The organism is Melghiribacillus thermohalophilus (assembly GCF_004342905.1).
Classification (GTDB): Bacteria; Bacillota; Bacilli; order Bacillales; family Alkalibacillaceae; genus Melghiribacillus; species Melghiribacillus thermohalophilus.
The window spans coordinates 1-14,344 of the sequence record NZ_SMAN01000037.1 but is presented as its reverse complement, the minus strand read 5'-3'; the positions used below and the strand labels follow the sequence as shown (position 1 = coordinate 14,344).

15 protein-coding genes are annotated in these 14,344 nt (G+C 40.1%); 6 read left to right on the top strand and 9 right to left on the bottom strand.

Annotated elements, in window-relative coordinates; translation table 11 throughout:
* Positions 1-352: 352 nt before the first annotated feature.
* Complete coding sequence (gene pgmB / locus EDD68_RS14960) at positions 353-1,018, bottom strand: beta-phosphoglucomutase (RefSeq protein ID WP_132373271.1); 666 nt, start codon at positions 1,016-1,018, stop codon at positions 353-355.
* A gap of 64 nt (positions 1,019-1,082) precedes the next feature.
* Positions 1,083-1,319, bottom strand: coding sequence for a hypothetical protein (locus EDD68_RS14955; RefSeq protein ID WP_132373269.1), 237 nt, complete (start codon positions 1,317-1,319; stop codon positions 1,083-1,085).
* 244 nt (positions 1,320-1,563) lie between these two features.
* Between EDD68_RS14955 and pdaB the strand changes: the two genes are divergently transcribed.
* A complete protein-coding gene (gene pdaB, locus EDD68_RS14950) occupies positions 1,564-2,322 on the top strand; it encodes a polysaccharide deacetylase family sporulation protein PdaB (protein ID WP_132373267.1) in 759 nt (252 codons plus the stop codon).
* Between the two features lie 94 nt (positions 2,323-2,416).
* Here pdaB and EDD68_RS14945 read toward each other — a convergent pair whose 3' ends face one another.
* Positions 2,417-3,037: a KinB-signaling pathway activation protein gene (locus EDD68_RS14945; protein ID WP_132373265.1), complete on the bottom strand. Its 621-nt coding sequence runs from the start codon at positions 3,035-3,037 to the stop codon at positions 2,417-2,419.
* 137 nt (positions 3,038-3,174) lie between these two features.
* On the opposite strand from EDD68_RS14945, the gene gerD reads away from it, so the two are divergent.
* Positions 3,175-3,819 carry a spore germination lipoprotein GerD gene (gerD, locus tag EDD68_RS14940; protein ID WP_132373263.1) on the top strand — a complete coding sequence of 215 codons (645 nt, stop codon included), beginning with the start codon at positions 3,175-3,177 and terminating at the stop codon, positions 3,817-3,819.
* Positions 3,820-3,900: 81 nt separating this feature from the next.
* Here gerD and EDD68_RS14935 read toward each other — a convergent pair whose 3' ends face one another.
* Positions 3,901-4,950 (bottom strand): Mrp/NBP35 family ATP-binding protein, encoded by a 1,050-nt coding sequence (locus EDD68_RS14935; protein WP_132373261.1) that lies wholly within the window; start codon positions 4,948-4,950, stop codon positions 3,901-3,903.
* Between the two features lie 93 nt (positions 4,951-5,043).
* Positions 5,044-5,793 carry an N-acetylmuramoyl-L-alanine amidase CwlD gene (gene cwlD / locus EDD68_RS14930; RefSeq protein ID WP_132373259.1) on the bottom strand — a complete coding sequence of 250 codons (750 nt, stop codon included), beginning with the start codon at positions 5,791-5,793 and terminating at the stop codon, positions 5,044-5,046.
* 184 nt (positions 5,794-5,977) lie between these two features.
* On the opposite strand from cwlD, the gene EDD68_RS14925 reads away from it, so the two are divergent.
* Genes EDD68_RS14925 through EDD68_RS14915 form a run of 3 tightly spaced genes read left to right on the top strand, consistent with a single transcriptional unit; the run spans position 5,978 to position 9,367 of the window.
* The gene (locus EDD68_RS14925; protein WP_132373257.1) at positions 5,978-6,931 is read left to right on the top strand and encodes an AAA family ATPase; all 954 of its coding nucleotides are present in this window, start codon (positions 5,978-5,980) and stop codon (positions 6,929-6,931) included.
* Complete coding sequence (locus EDD68_RS14920; RefSeq protein WP_132373255.1) at positions 6,928-8,151, top strand: DUF58 domain-containing protein; 1,224 nt, start codon at positions 6,928-6,930, stop codon at positions 8,149-8,151. Before EDD68_RS14925 ends, EDD68_RS14920 begins: the two co-directional genes overlap by 4 nt.
* The gene (locus EDD68_RS14915; protein ID WP_132373253.1) at positions 8,138-9,367 is read left to right on the top strand and encodes a DUF4129 domain-containing protein; all 1,230 of its coding nucleotides are present in this window, start codon (positions 8,138-8,140) and stop codon (positions 9,365-9,367) included. Before EDD68_RS14920 ends, EDD68_RS14915 begins: the two co-directional genes overlap by 14 nt.
* A 588-nt stretch (positions 9,368-9,955) precedes the next feature.
* Here the strand turns inward: EDD68_RS14915 and EDD68_RS14910 are convergent.
* The 4 genes from EDD68_RS14910 to EDD68_RS14895 form a co-directional block, all read right to left on the bottom strand.
* The gene (locus EDD68_RS14910; protein ID WP_061569309.1) at positions 9,956-11,164 is read right to left on the bottom strand and encodes an MFS transporter; all 1,209 of its coding nucleotides are present in this window, start codon (positions 11,162-11,164) and stop codon (positions 9,956-9,958) included.
* 124 nt (positions 11,165-11,288) lie between these two features.
* Positions 11,289-11,936 carry a hypothetical protein gene (locus tag EDD68_RS14905; RefSeq protein WP_132373251.1) on the bottom strand — a complete coding sequence of 216 codons (648 nt, stop codon included), beginning with the start codon at positions 11,934-11,936 and terminating at the stop codon, positions 11,289-11,291.
* Positions 11,937-12,080: 144 nt separating this feature from the next.
* Positions 12,081-12,524 (bottom strand): JAB domain-containing protein, encoded by a 444-nt coding sequence (locus EDD68_RS14900; RefSeq protein WP_165902212.1) that lies wholly within the window; start codon positions 12,522-12,524, stop codon positions 12,081-12,083.
* Between the two features lie 319 nt (positions 12,525-12,843).
* Positions 12,844-13,569: a hypothetical protein gene (locus EDD68_RS14895; protein ID WP_101728784.1), complete on the bottom strand. Its 726-nt coding sequence runs from the start codon at positions 13,567-13,569 to the stop codon at positions 12,844-12,846.
* Between the two features lie 152 nt (positions 13,570-13,721).
* Between EDD68_RS14895 and EDD68_RS14890 the strand changes: the two genes are divergently transcribed.
* Complete coding sequence (locus tag EDD68_RS14890; RefSeq protein WP_101728783.1) at positions 13,722-14,081, top strand: hypothetical protein; 360 nt, start codon at positions 13,722-13,724, stop codon at positions 14,079-14,081.
* The last annotated feature ends 263 nt before the right edge of the window (positions 14,082-14,344 follow it).

Sequence of the window (14,344 nt, the reverse complement as noted above, 5' to 3'; positions counted from 1 at the left end):
CTGAGCCAGGATCAAACTCTCCAAAAAATCGTTTGAATCATTTGATTCTCGCTTCTGGCGTTACAAGTTGTTTTGTTCAGTTTTCAAGGTTCGAATAACGTCGCTTTCGCAGCGACGAAGTATATTATATCATACACCAAATCAAAGTCAACATTTTTTTCAAAAAAATATCCTGTCACACTTATTTAAGCTTTTTATGACTTTGTGGCACAAGATGTAATATAGCATAATCTTTTTTTCTTATCAACTAGTAAAATAACCCTTTTTGAAAATAATTAAAACCCCCCTATCTAACATTAAGGGGAGGCTTGAGTAAACAAATTGAATAACGAATTTCGCATGAATGGGCATCTCAATTGGAATTTTGATACCGCTGATATAACTCATGTAATGAAAGTTCCGCTGGTGCAGATACAATCCAGTCCGCCTCTGAAAGGGTATTCTGATCCCCAATGCCGACAGCGAACATTCCTGCACGTTTAATCGCCTGGACGCCCGCTTTTGCATCCTCCACACCGACACATTTCGCCGGCTCAACTCCCAACTGCTTTGTCGCTGTTAAAAAGATTTCTGGATCCGGTTTTCCTTTTTCTACCTTAGTGGCATCGACAACTGTGTCTAGCAGATCCTCAATCTTGAGCCGCTTGATGACAAAGGGGGCATTTTTGCTCGCTGAAGCAAGCCCTGTAACTATCCCCTCTTTCTTGATTTCTTTTATAAAACCTCGAATGCCGGGCAATAAATCATCCGGAGTAATCCTCTGAATAAGGGTTCGGTAATGCTCATTTTTACGTGATGCAAGCCTTTCCTTTTCTTCAACCGAAAACGTTTTCCCTGATTTTTCAAGAATCAGCTCCAGAGATTCCATCCGGCCAATTCCTTTCAGTTTTTCATTAAATTCACGGTCAAAAGGTACATCCAGATCATCCGCAAGCTTTTTCCAGGCTAAAAAATGATATTCTGCCGTATCTGTTATCACACCATCTAAATCAAATATGACTGCCTTTATGGAACCCAATTCCTTTTACACTCCTATTTAAGAAATTTCCAAACGCAATCATACCACATTTATCCCGGTTTGACTATTTCCTTCTTGAGGACATGGGGAAATAGCGGGATGGAAGGTAACGGATACAATCGTCATTTGACGCAAACCGTTTAAATAATTGAAACAAAATTTCATACCGTTCCTGTATAGAGCGCTTTACGATATGTTCCAGATAGCGGTTATTTAAGTCATGAATGAGTTCATCCATTTCTCGTTTCAGCAAATATTCAAGTTCTTTTTTCTCTATATCGTTTAAAATCATGCCGTGCATCCTTTATTCTCCTTGTAACAGATTTGTTTTTCATTTTTTCCTAATTCGCCATTTTTTATTAAGGAGAACGGAGGAAGTGTTTGATGGCTGAACAATGAACTTTGCCGACGCTATTAAGGAAAATTTCTACTTTGACAGGTTACCTTCACAAAACCAGAAAATCCCCTTATATATACCTTCATTCTCATATCCTTCTGTGCCTGTACATAGTCATATAATAACGAATGTCAGGGAGGGAATACTGTTGAATGTATTCTTTGTTTTCAAATTCAAGCAATGGAAAAAGTGGTTCATGATTATTGTACTTGCGCTTTTTACAGCTATTTTTATCTGGGTTGAAACCAAAAGTTCATTTTCGGTTTTTTCTTCAAGGGACGATCCGGGTGCATTATTAAAAAACAGCAAATCAGAAAAACAACTGGCCTTAACCTTTAATATCAGCTGGGGACAGGAAAAGATTTATGACATTCTGGATGTGTTAAAGAAAAATGATGTACAGGCTACTTTTTTTGTCAGCGGTGAATGGGCTGTACGTCACCCGGACATTCTTGAGGAGATAAATGAAGGAAACCATGAAATCGGATCACTTGGATATGAATATAAAAGTTATGTAAAGCAGGAGTTGAGTGAAGTCCGAAAAGATTTGCAAAATGCGCGGAATACGTTCAGCAAGTTAGGATACAATACCCAGTGGCTGAGGCCTCCGAGCGGTCATTTTAATGAAGAAGTGTTAAAAGCTGCAGAAAATATGGGTTATAAGGTTGTACACTGGAGCATCCATCCAGAAGACTGGAAAAACCCTGGAACGGAGAAAATCGTAAAGCGCGTTCTGGAGGAAACATCAGGCGGAGACATCATTTTGATGCACGCATCGGATGCTGTTAAACAAACGGACAAGGCTCTGACAAAAATACTTCCGGCACTTAAGAAAAAAGGGCTGGAGTTTGTTACCATTTCTGAACTGGTCTCCAGCGGAAAAGCCGAAAGCGAACCCGTTAAATAATAAACTGGATTTTCTGGTATCCCAGTACAGAATGGAAAAAACTCCCCCGGGAGTGGGGGAGTTTCTTCCCTAACCGTCTAATCCCCGCATGTTCTTACGATTGTTTTGCCGTTTCAGCTTGATCTTCATCCGTTTTTACAAGACGGTGCAAAATCAGCAATTGATACGTATTGCTAGCTAAAAGTGCTGCAATCATAAGCAAAATCCAATCCGGATCATTCGTGCGTAACCCCGGAACCCACTCAATCACCGTGATAACGACCATAAAAAACAATGCCGGGACAAACGCCTTTTGACTGGTTTCTTTGGCCTTCACATAGGATACAGCAAGTCCATAGACGAAAATAACGAGTGCTGTGATCACATAAGGGAAGAGGGATACGTTCCCTTCTGCCCCGATATACCGGAAATATACAAGGTCAAACAGTGTAAATAGAATTAAAAATACCTGGATGGGGTTCCACATACTCCGAAACATGGCTAATCCTAATTGATTCAACATTAAATAAGCAAAAAAGCCCATCTGGCTGATAACACTAAATGTAAATCCCATTGCCATAAACCATATGATAGCTCCAAAAATCTCCCACATATTAAAGGGATCTAAATAAGCTGTATATGATTCCGGTTTTACAAAAAAACTGACAACGGCCGTGACGAAACCTCCGATAAACAGTGTCGTAAAGAACAGTCTCACCCATTTTTTAGTAGTCACCTTGCATCCTCCTAAATTCATTGGCTGTCCTCTGGTATTTTACCATGATTACAGGCTTTTTTCCTTAACTAACCAGACATATTTTTTCCCTGTCACTCCATATTAACAAATAGACGCCTTATAAAGGGGAGTTCGATATGCAAAAGATATGGTTGTTAGGGTTTACCATTATTTTTTTAATCATAAGTGGATGTGGAGGCAATCAGGCCTCACAGGGTGAAAATGCCGAATATGAGACCACGAAAAAAATGGTCGTTGATATTATAAAAACCGATGAAGGGAAAAAAGCCCTTACGGAAATTATGTCCGATGAAGAAATGCAGCAACAATTAACCATCGAGTCCAGTGAAGTTCAGAATGCTATTCAGACAACTCTAACCTCAGACCAGGGAAAACAATTCTGGACGGAATTATTTAAAGACCCAGATTTTGTAGAAAGCTATACAAAAGCGGTTCAGGAACAGGAGAAAGAATTGCTGAAAGGCCTGATGAAAGATGCCGAGTATCAGAAAATGATGCTTGATATTCTTCAGGACCCGCAGATGACCGATCAAATGCTGGAAATTCTTCAGAGCCAGGAATTTCGTTCTCACCTGGAAAAAACCATCCAGGAAACGTTAAACAGTCCTCTATTCAAAGCAGAGATGACAAAAGCACTGCTACAGGCCGCTCAGGAAATGCAGGGACAACAGCAGCAACAGGGAGGACAGCAACAGGGCCAGAATCAGCAGCAACAGCAGGAACAGCAGGGTCAAGAAGGAGGCGGTGATGGTGGTTCTTAAAATGAATAAAGATAAAGCCCAGCCCTTCTTCCATCTGATGACAAAAGGCTGTCTCCCGTAAAGGAAACAGCCTTTTAATCCTTAATATTTTTTCGTAATTTTGTTAGCAATGGATAAAAAGATTTTTCCTGTCGGGTGGTCCTCCTGGTAAACACCGGGGGCAAATACATCTTCCTCTTCATAGGGCTGCTGGAGGGGCAGACGGCCAAGTACCTCTGTTTTTAATACTTCAGCAAGCTTATCTCCCCCGCCGCGGCCAAATACGTATTCTTTTTGACCGGTAACCCGGCTTTCAAAATACGCCATATTTTCAATAACGCCAAGAATTTCATGTTCCGTCTGCAAAGCCATCTGACCAGCCCGGGCTGCCACAAATGCTGCGGTCGGATGCGGGGTGGTTACAATAATTTCTTTACTGGATGGCAGCATAGAATGAACATCCAGTGCTACATCTCCCGTTCCCGGCGGAAGGTCCAGCAATAAATAATCCAGATCTCCCCATTCCACTTCTTTAAAGAAGTTTGTAAGCATTTTTCCCAGCATTGGTCCACGCCAGATGACAGGCGAATTGTCTTCTACAAAAAACCCCATGGAAATTACCTTTACCCCAAAGCGTTCCACAGGAATAATTTTTTCACCTCTTACCTGGGGGCGATGTTCAATACCCATCATATCCGGTACACTAAAACCATAAATATCTGCATCCACTATGCCCACTTTTTTGCCGAGACGGGCAAGAGCTACTGCCAGGTTTACCGTTACGGTAGATTTTCCGACTCCGCCTTTTCCGCTCGCTACAGCAATAAATTTCGTATCTGCTGTCCCAAGCAGTTCTGCTTCCTGCTTTTTCTTCGCAGCTGCCTCAAATTTTTTCATGACCTCATCGGACAGTTTGGTGAAACGCAGCCCAACTGTAGCTGCACCGGCCTGCTTCAGTTTATTGACGATTTCCTGCTGAAGCTGCATCTGTTCAGCAGAATTAGGGTTTCCAATCCCCAATTTTATACTTACATGATTTTTATCTTCCTTGATTTTAATGTCTTGTATGGCACCCGTTTCCTCAAATGTTTTATGTAAATATGGGTCTTTCATCTTGTTTAACAGTTCCGTTACTTTTTCTTTTGTCAGCACATTGAGTCACCGTCCTTTTAAGATTCCTACCAGGACTAGTATAACATATCTGCCATCTTTTCTAATGAATATGCTCTTGCCCGTTCAAGTCCATTAATCCTCATTTTGTCCCTCGGCCTGATGATTCGTGTCTGGCCCTTTCCCTTCTGTGACATAGCGCAAAATACCTTCATAAATCGCAGCAGCCATCTTTCGCTGGTAATTTCTCGTTTCTAATAGTCTTGCTTCATGGGGGTTAGACAAGAAACCGATTTCCACCAGTGCACCTGGTTTACTGGCATGTTTGAGCAAAAACACTTGATGAATGGCAAGGGCTTCCCGTTCCGTATTGTTCAAATTCCGGCGTATTTCTGACTGGATCAGCTTGGCCAGCTGCTCACTACCATCCATCGCAGGATAATAAAAGGTCTGGGCTCCGTTCCACCGGGATGAACCGATGGCATTTAAATGAATGCTGAGGAAAAAATCCGGGTTTTTTTCCTGTATAAACTCAACTCTCCGGCGAATATCCTCAGCCTTTCTTTTCGACAGTCCACTGGTGCCCTCGTCCGCTAAATCCGTGTCTGTTTCCCTTGTCATAAACACTACTGCTCCGGCCTGCTGCAAAAAATCACGCAAAATCTGAGAGGTTTCAAGAGCGACATCCTTTTCCAGGACAGTCCCGTCTGAATTCACGGCCCCTCCATCCGGACCGCCATGTCCGGGGTCAAGCACGATTACCTTCCCTGTTAATGGAAGAGACCAGGTTTCCCATGCCGGTTGGGTTTGAATCGGATACTGTATTAAATAAATAAGCATAAAAAATCCACATAACCAGAGTACAACAAACAATCCTTTGCGCATCATTCTACTCCCCTTTTATCCGCTCGTTCCATTATATGGGACAAGGGGCTCTTTTATGTTATGATTACACTAAAAAGGTTGTGTCATTCTTATACATTTTATTCCATATTTTCGAAAAACTAATGAATTTTGCGTCCGCTCTTGTTAGAATGGTATCAAACCATTGACAAAGGAGCATGTTTTCATGGATTCGATAACAAAACTATCTGAAGCGAAACAGGAAATTCAACGAGTCATCATTGGTCAGGACGATATCATCGACATGCTGTTCATCGCACTGCTGGCCAGAGGTCACGTTTTGCTAGAAAGTGTACCAGGATCGGGAAAAACGCAGCTTGCGAAGAGTTTTGCCAGAGTTATTGAAGGGGATTTTAACCGAATTCAGTTTACGCCGGATGTGCTCCCGAGTGATGTAACGGGTATTCAGTTTTTCAACCCAAAAACCCAGGAATTTGAATGGCGAATCGGACCGGTTCAAACCAATGTGCTTCTTGCTGATGAAATCAACCGGGCTACCCCGAAAACCCAGTCCAGCCTTCTTGAAGTGATGGAAGAAATGCAAACGACCATTGACGGAAAAACCATCGCGATTGAGCCGCCGTTTTTCGTGATGGCTACCCAGAACCCCATTGAATCCAGCCATGGAACTTTTCCCCTCCCGGAAGCCCAGCTGGACCGGTTTTTGTTTAAAGTCCATATGGGTTATCCGGATCGGGAAGCGGAAAAGTCGATTTTAACCACCTATCGCCTGCAGGAGCCGCTTAGGGAACTAAAACCTGTTTTAACAGCAGAGAATATTTTGAACTTCCAGCAGAAAGTTCGCCAAATCAATGTATCGGAAGCAGTAACGGATTATTTGCTAAGTCTGGTTGAGGCAACCCGACATCATCCCGATATTGAGCTTGGAATCAGTACAAGGGGGGCGCTGGCTTTGATGCGGGCCAGTCAGGCCAGGGCATTCATCAAAGGGAGAACCTATGTCAATCCCTCCGATGTCAAGGAGCTGGCGCCTTATATTTTTGTACACCGTTTGATTCTGACAATGGAAGCTTCTCTGCAGAGAAATATGGAAGACCTCATAGAAGACGTGCTGGGTCAGGTCGAAGTTCCCGTAGAAGCCGGGGAAGTGGAAGCATGAACTGGAAAAAGGAATTTGGACCAGATCACGAAACATTATACCAGGCCTTTTCCGTGCTTCTGTTAATCGCTGTCATTCCGGCCCTCCTTTTACGGCTCCCGCTTCTGTTTCTGATCATCAGCCTGTTACTAGCCTTCGTCCTGATCAGCCGTTATTACGATAAACAAATTGGGGTACGTCTCACGCTCACGAACGAAAAACGGACTATTCGTTTGTTTCCCGGCCAGCAAACAGATGTGAAGCTGACGCTACATAATGAATCGTTCCTTCCGATTATCAATGGCCGCCTATCTTTTAGAATTGGCCAGGAAGTTTCGAGCAGCCTTGAAAAACAGACCAGACACCATGGTGATGTGACGTACAATATTCCTCTGTCGATATTGCGAAAAGGGAACGTACAGATGCCTATTCCAATCAAGGCACAGTCACGGGGGACTACCAGGTTTACCAACATTCGATACGACTTTCCCCATCCATTAAATGCCCGGTCCATCAGCTTAACGTATAACCGTCTGTTTCAAACGGAAATCATCGTTTACCCGGAACCTATTCCTGTAACAGGCTTAAAGGAGCAATTATATTTGACACCCGGGGAAGAAAGAACACCTTACTCACCGTTTGAAAATGTATTAAATCCCTCCGGCACGAGGGACTATGTCCAGTCAGATCCTTTTCACCGCATCCACTGGAAAGCATCAGCCAAAAAACAGACCCTGCAAACGAAAGTATACGAACGAACCTGGCATCACAGCTGGTCCATTTTGATTAACATCAGCAGCAAAAGCCGCCTCGGAAATGCCTACGTCACATCAGAGCTGGAAAAACTGCTGTCTTATGCTACATATATCTGTCATACATTAACCGAAAAAAATCAGCCTTTTGAGCTGATGATTAACGCTAGAAAAATAGGTGAGGCTCCTTATTTTTATTATTTACATGAAGGACAGGGAAAAAGTCATTTACGAAAGTCTCTCGATCTTCTGGCGAGACTGAAGCCATCCGCCATGCTCATGCCCTTTTCCAGTCTTCTGCACAAAATCGATCAAACGCTAAACCACCCGAAAAGGATTGTGGTGCTGGGCAAGGTAGACGACGAAGATGTAACCTTTTTGCGTAAATGGCAGCAAAACGGAATGGGAATACTCGTCCTGCAGGAAACCGAAAACGGCCCTGTACTGACGGAATCCCTGAAGGAAGGCGATCGGTATGCTCAACGTTAATCTCACCATCAGCCGGATCTATCAATTTATTGGGGAAGGTATTTTTCTATACCTTTTCATCATTCCCTTCTATCTGCCATCAGAAGAAACCGGTCCGTTTTGGAGTTATTTGACAGTGTTTACCGCTTCATCCCTTTTCTTTTTATTTGCGGAAAAAATCAGAACGTACATGCCTGTCATGGCATCAGCCATTTTCCTCGGACTGTTTCTGTTGTTCATTCTTCAGTATCCACTCCTGCTGTCTCTGGCTACTTCCGGTTTTATTGGCTGGCGGTGGGTTGTTCACATGATGCATGGAGATCTGGAGAATGAAAGAGGACTGCTTTCCCTAACGATGACAGTAGCAGTGATCGAATATATGTTTACCGGGCAGAGCCTTCTGATTTTGCTCGGTACCATTCAATTTGCTTTAATCATTTTTGGATATATGCTTAAACACCTTACGATGATTTACAGAGCCGATCCTGAAAAAGAGCTGCATCTGAGCAAAATTCCCCTGCTTTTGACAGGTGTATTTGTGGTTTTCAGCGTTCTTACTTATGTTCTTTTTGATCCGGTCAAAAAAGGTGTATCGATTCTCGTCGGGTTCTTTCTCATGACGGCAGGATGGCTCGCTGAGCAGTTGTATGCGCTTCTCGGACTGGATGATTATCAAAAGGAACCTTCTTCCTCCAGCACGGATTTGAATATTCAATATGAGGAACCTGGAGACCCTGTATTAGAAAACCCCGGTTCGATCGATCAGGGGGAAGCGTCCTGGCAAATCATCGATTACTTGCAAATAGCCGGGGTGATTCTTATGGTGATGGCCATTATTGGCGTTTTCGTTTATTTTTATAGAAAACGCATGTCCGTTTATATGTCTTCTCCGGAACAATCCCATTCGGTTTTACAGCGTTTCACCCCAAAAGAAGGACAGAACAGGCATCATCAGAAAGGGTTATTCCGCAATCGATTTCGACAAAAGCCCGATCATCCTGTTCGGAAATGGTTTTATGAATTTGAACAGTTTACTCAAAAACACGGTCTGGGCCGCAGACTTTCAGAAACCATTGAAGAATGGTTTGCGCGAATCGGCTTTTCCCCCGAAAGTGTAAGTATATACCAAAAAGTGCGTTACGGGGATCAGACGTTAACAGAGGAAGAAATTGAACAATTTCGGGATAACCTGGATTCGTTAAAGAGACAGGTTCTGGAACAAAAAGAGGAGGAATAACCGTTCATGAATGCCAGTCTCTTGCAGCTGGCTTACCATCTATTCCTTCATTGTCTGTATAATCACTATGAATCGCACCCCTTATGAAAACAGGTGGTGGACGATTCACCTCGTTGTTTTTGGACGATTTCCTATTTCAGCAGAGAATGAATACGATTCAGCGGGGGAACTACACTACTCCTGCTTCACGAAAAAAGAAAAACCCTCTTTGCCACTGTACGGCAAAGAGGGTTTGAAGCATTGTCCAGACTGATTAACGTTTTGAGAAATATACAGATATATTCTGAGTATATTGAATACATTACAATCCATTTATATCAACGTTTTTGGAGTTGTTATATGGATAAAAATGTATGGAAAAGGATTGAAATTGACATTACTTGAACCAATTTGCACCAGCATGATAGATGTTAGTTGAATACACTACTTACTTGCCTTCCAGAATTCTGGGCGTTGTTTGTCCTACAATATCGCCTGATTGAGGCATAACCTTTATTCTCTTAAACCGCACCATAATTGCAGATATTCATTTTTTATAAAAGTGATAGTGTGGGCTTACAATAATCCTGAAACCCACACTATTACGTTTTACTCCACTATATTTCGAACAAACAAATGTTTATCTCTATATACAATCACGGTAACGATAGCAAGCAACACTCCTGAAACCAGAAAAACACTTCTAACTCCTACCAAGTCAGCCAATATTCCCATTACAAGAGATGCCACTCCGAATACACCTGTTGATAGAGCTCCTAAGGATGTATAAACTGTAGTTAATTTTTTCTTTGGAATACTTGTCTGGATTATTGTTTGCAAAGGAATTGCCCTTATTTGTTCAGATATTCCAATTCCAAGGGAAAGTAGTAAAGCTATAATTGGAACGCTAGTTACGCCGAACAGAATTGTCATCACAAAACTAAATAAGGAACTAATTAAAATTAGTTTACTTAGATTTTTTTCCACCACAGCAGAATACTTTATACAATATATACTTCCGACTATTAACCCTAAAAAGAAGGAGCCGTTAATAAAACCCCACCATTCTTCGCCAACTTGTAGTGCCTCATTAACAAACACATATAAAATAGCAGCAATCCAAACGGTTCCGGCTATGGTTTCTAATATCTCCATTACCGCTATTTTTCGTAACACAGGGGTAGATAATAAGTCGTTCCAACCCTTTTTAATCTGATCCAATTTGCCTTTTTGTGCTTCTTCTTCCTGTTGGTCAACACTTTCAAGGAAACATAACAAAACACTTGATATTACAAATAGAATAGTAACGATCCAAACAATTTGTTGGGGACTCGTCAGTACCAAAAACAAACTCCCTACAAACCACATAACTGTTTGGATAGTTTGGAATACGGTTTCAGCTATTCCATTTGCTTGTACTAGCTTATCTGAATTCACATATTGCGGTATCATTGAATGCATTATTGGTTTAGCGCATCCGTCGAGCAATGCAACACCAGATATTATAAGGAATATAAAATAATAGTTTGTTTCCGACAATCCAGTTAATAATAACCCTAATACAACAATCAGGATTGTTTTTCCTAATTGTGAACCTGCCAATAACCATTTCAAGTTCACTCTTTCAATCAATAAAGGTGTTAATAGATTGGACACAAACATTGATGTTGTTATAGTAAATGGTACAAAAGACGCTGCTGTAGCAGATCCTGTTAAACCAAAAATCGCACTGATAATACCTACCATATAGAGGACATCACCAATATTTGCAAGTGACTGTCCTGTTAGTAATAATGAAAAGTTTTTATTCATATTAATATCCCCCAAATTAAACTTTTTTGCGTATAAAAATGAGGGTTTTTAAATTGGACTAATCATCTTATATGGCTCCTTAACTCAAACAGATAAACCCTGGGGGATATAGGTTTATCAATATTATTTATTAATTAAAATTAAATGCAAAGGCATCATTGTTTTCTTTTAGGTGATTTCTTTCGTTGTTGATTACGTTATTATAATCGATTTCTAAAAAATACATAGCTTTACTCCAAACATCATAGAAGAAAGGAATGAATTCAAGTTCTTTAAATACATATACTTCAATTTGTTCCTTGTTTTGGCGATATGCCTCAAATATTCTATGATTCCCATTGATACAATGTGGCTTGTTCTCGGTTAGGTACTGACTTTGAAGTACCATTACAGGATTTTTATGATTAGTTTTTATATTACTTGTATCTTTATTTATATTACCTTCATCAACTGATGCTATAATTTTGGATGGCTCATAGATTACAGGAGTAATACTATTTTCTTTAATAAGTGAGGTTGCTCCATCTATATATAAAGCGTATTCAAACACCCCTGTTGGAAATTCTTTATATAAGGAAAACGTCTCTTGCCCAATTGGATGAACTGCTGGATAAATCTCATCGATTAAAAACTGGTTGACAACTTGGCTCCACTTAGATGCTATCTTTGTTCCATATTCCGATTTATTTGCCATTTCCATAATACGCTTCGAAAAATGTTCGAATGGATTAAAATACACTGATTCCTTTTCGTAATATTCGATCTTACTTACGACCACATTACTCCCTCCCTTTTAAACAAACGGGCCCTTTTGCTGGAAAAAAGATCATTTGGAATCTTCATACTAACAATCATACTGCCTAATTTATCAAATAACAACTACAAATATATCATGAAGAAAAAAGGGAGTTGTTTCTCCCTTTTAAATATAGCCTCTTTCTTTCAGGCTAGTAAAACTGTTATCACTGTTTACTACTAAGTGATCGAGCACTTCGATGCCTAGTAACTTTCCAGCTTCGACTAATCTTTTTGTAACGTTAATATCTTCCATCGATGGTGTAATATCACCACTCGGATGTTGATGGGCTAAAATCACGCTTGCGGCGTTATTAAGTATTGCTGATTTAAACACCTCGCGCGGATGAACGAGTGAGGCATTCAATGAACCAACATGACAACGATGAACTGCGCTTACATTATTTTTCGTATTTAAACACATAACAAAAAACACTTCACGATCATCATGACCAATAAATCGAGACGCTATCTTTGCTCCATCTTCTGGATTACGAATAATGTAATTAACTCCTTCTTCTGCCTCTCGAACTACTTGTTCAATGCGTACAATCTCTATAATGGTTTCCATCTAGATCAACCTCTCTATTATTTTTTGACCTTTTTGGTCACCACAGAAAGAATCTTCGCATCGATTAATGTCAAGTGGCGTAAGTAGCAAAGCTATCAAGTGATTCGTATATGTTTTGGGGAAGCCCAATGAATTAGGGTGCGTTAAAAAGCGTTAATTGCTTTCTTACGCACCCTTATCCTACTTGACTGACCCATAACATCCGAAGAACGCAGACCCTTTACATAATCGATAATTCGTCTCTGCATATTAGACGAATTAGAAGATTATAATTAGGGGAGCTGAAAAGGAAAATTAATAAAGATATCTATTTTAAAACCTATCGCTTATTAGTTCCCTGCAATAATTTCAGTATCTCGTCTAACTTGTTATTTACTTTAAGTGTTTGATCCAAGTGATAAACCTCTTTTCTACTTAACGCTGACGAGGATTCGGAAATATCGTTTTTTATATGATTGGCAATATTATTTAATACATTTGCGTTCTCTTCAACACCTCGGTGTAAAGCAATATAATATTCTTTGGTATCTTCTAATTTTTTATTTTGATGTACTAATAATTTATTTTGTCCAACTAAGGCATTGCATTTTTGTATAATATCATCATTAACTATACTTAAAAGTTCTTCAACAATGATATTGATGTAGTTTTGTTCAACTTTATAGTCTTTCAATGTTTTTTGGAATTTACCTTTAATCATGTCTTTCCATTCATTGTTTATAAAGAATTCTATAGGTTCCTCCTCGACTTGTTTATAAGAATCGCTTATTGCAAATGTTCGAAGTGCTTCAACAAATGCGCGATTATACACTTTTCTTGGTCGCCCTTTACCTCCCAATTTCTCCTCTTTTACAATAGGCTTTCCAATTTGGGCAAACTCTTTATTAGTATTAACTTTAGCTGCATCTCTGCGAAAAGATGATTCTGAATAATTTTTTCCGTCAAATGATAATTCCTCAATTGCCTCTTCCATAGTGAACCATTGATTCTTCAATTCTTTTATTTGTTCAGAATTTAATTCTTCCTCTTTAGTAAATATCCACATTTAAATTCACCCCTCACAATAAATAACGCTATTATATCAGCCATTATAGCATTTTTCTTCATTAGTTATAGAAAATCAGATGCCTTACAATTGAATTAGAAAGTTAATTGCGCAATGCTTTCAAAAAGATATCGAGAGGATGAAAGTTTCAGATGAAGAAACTACGAGAGTTCAATCGCTTTGACTGTGAGGCATTTTTCAAAGACAAGGACGTACGAGTGATGTCACATGAGGACTGGCTAGAATACGATGCGGACGGAAAGAATCCTAAAGTCGTAGGCACTAAGTATAAAACAGTAATTGCAACTGATCGAACAGAATACAAAGGGGCAGATGTAGCACCTGATCTTAATGCAGGTGAGCAAGTTATTGTAAAGGTGCCTAAACCTCCAAAAGAGTATAAAAAGTTCAGTAAAATCACATTTGTGAATCCGACAGCTAGTGTTTACGGAACGTTCATGAGTGAACTTTCTGTCAAAGCAAATGATGTAGACATTGTTCAACCAAAATAAAGAACGAAGGACAGTAAGTTCCCTTCCTATCAATAAATACGCTTTTATTCCTGTGACCGCCCCTGACAAGGGGCGGAACCACGATAGTAGGATGTGGATTATATGAAGAAAACATATAGAATGCAACGTGGTTTTATTTCATTTCTATTCATTGGATTCTTTCTCGTTTTATGGCTCTCCCCAATGAAGTGTGCTGAAAATTGAAAAATGCAGAATCTTCCTCTATTGTTAATAGTAACCCAAACCAAAACCAATAGAAAGGA

What these genes read in the sequence shown, in the direction of transcription:
- EDD68_RS14925 (WP_132373257.1), top strand. Translation starts at nt 5,978, where the DNA reads ATGGATTCGATAACAAAACTATCTGAAGCGAAACAGGAAATTCAACGA.
- gerD (WP_132373263.1), top strand. Translation starts at nt 3,175, where the DNA reads ATGCAAAAGATATGGTTGTTAGGGTTTACCATTATTTTTTTAATCATA.
- EDD68_RS14900 (WP_165902212.1), bottom strand. Translation starts at nt 12,524, where the DNA reads ATGGAAACCATTATAGAGATTGTACGCATTGAACAAGTAGTTCGAGAG.
- EDD68_RS14895 (WP_101728784.1), bottom strand. Translation starts at nt 13,569, where the DNA reads ATGTGGATATTTACTAAAGAGGAAGAATTAAATTCTGAACAAATAAAA.
- EDD68_RS14915 (WP_132373253.1), top strand. Translation starts at nt 8,138, where the DNA reads ATGCTCAACGTTAATCTCACCATCAGCCGGATCTATCAATTTATTGGG.
- EDD68_RS14890 (WP_101728783.1), top strand. Translation starts at nt 13,722, where the DNA reads ATGAAGAAACTACGAGAGTTCAATCGCTTTGACTGTGAGGCATTTTTC.
- cwlD (WP_132373259.1), bottom strand. Translation starts at nt 5,793, where the DNA reads ATGCGCAAAGGATTGTTTGTTGTACTCTGGTTATGTGGATTTTTTATG.
- EDD68_RS14920 (WP_132373255.1), top strand. Translation starts at nt 6,928, where the DNA reads ATGAACTGGAAAAAGGAATTTGGACCAGATCACGAAACATTATACCAG.
- EDD68_RS14955 (WP_132373269.1), bottom strand. Translation starts at nt 1,319, where the DNA reads ATGCACGGCATGATTTTAAACGATATAGAGAAAAAAGAACTTGAATAT.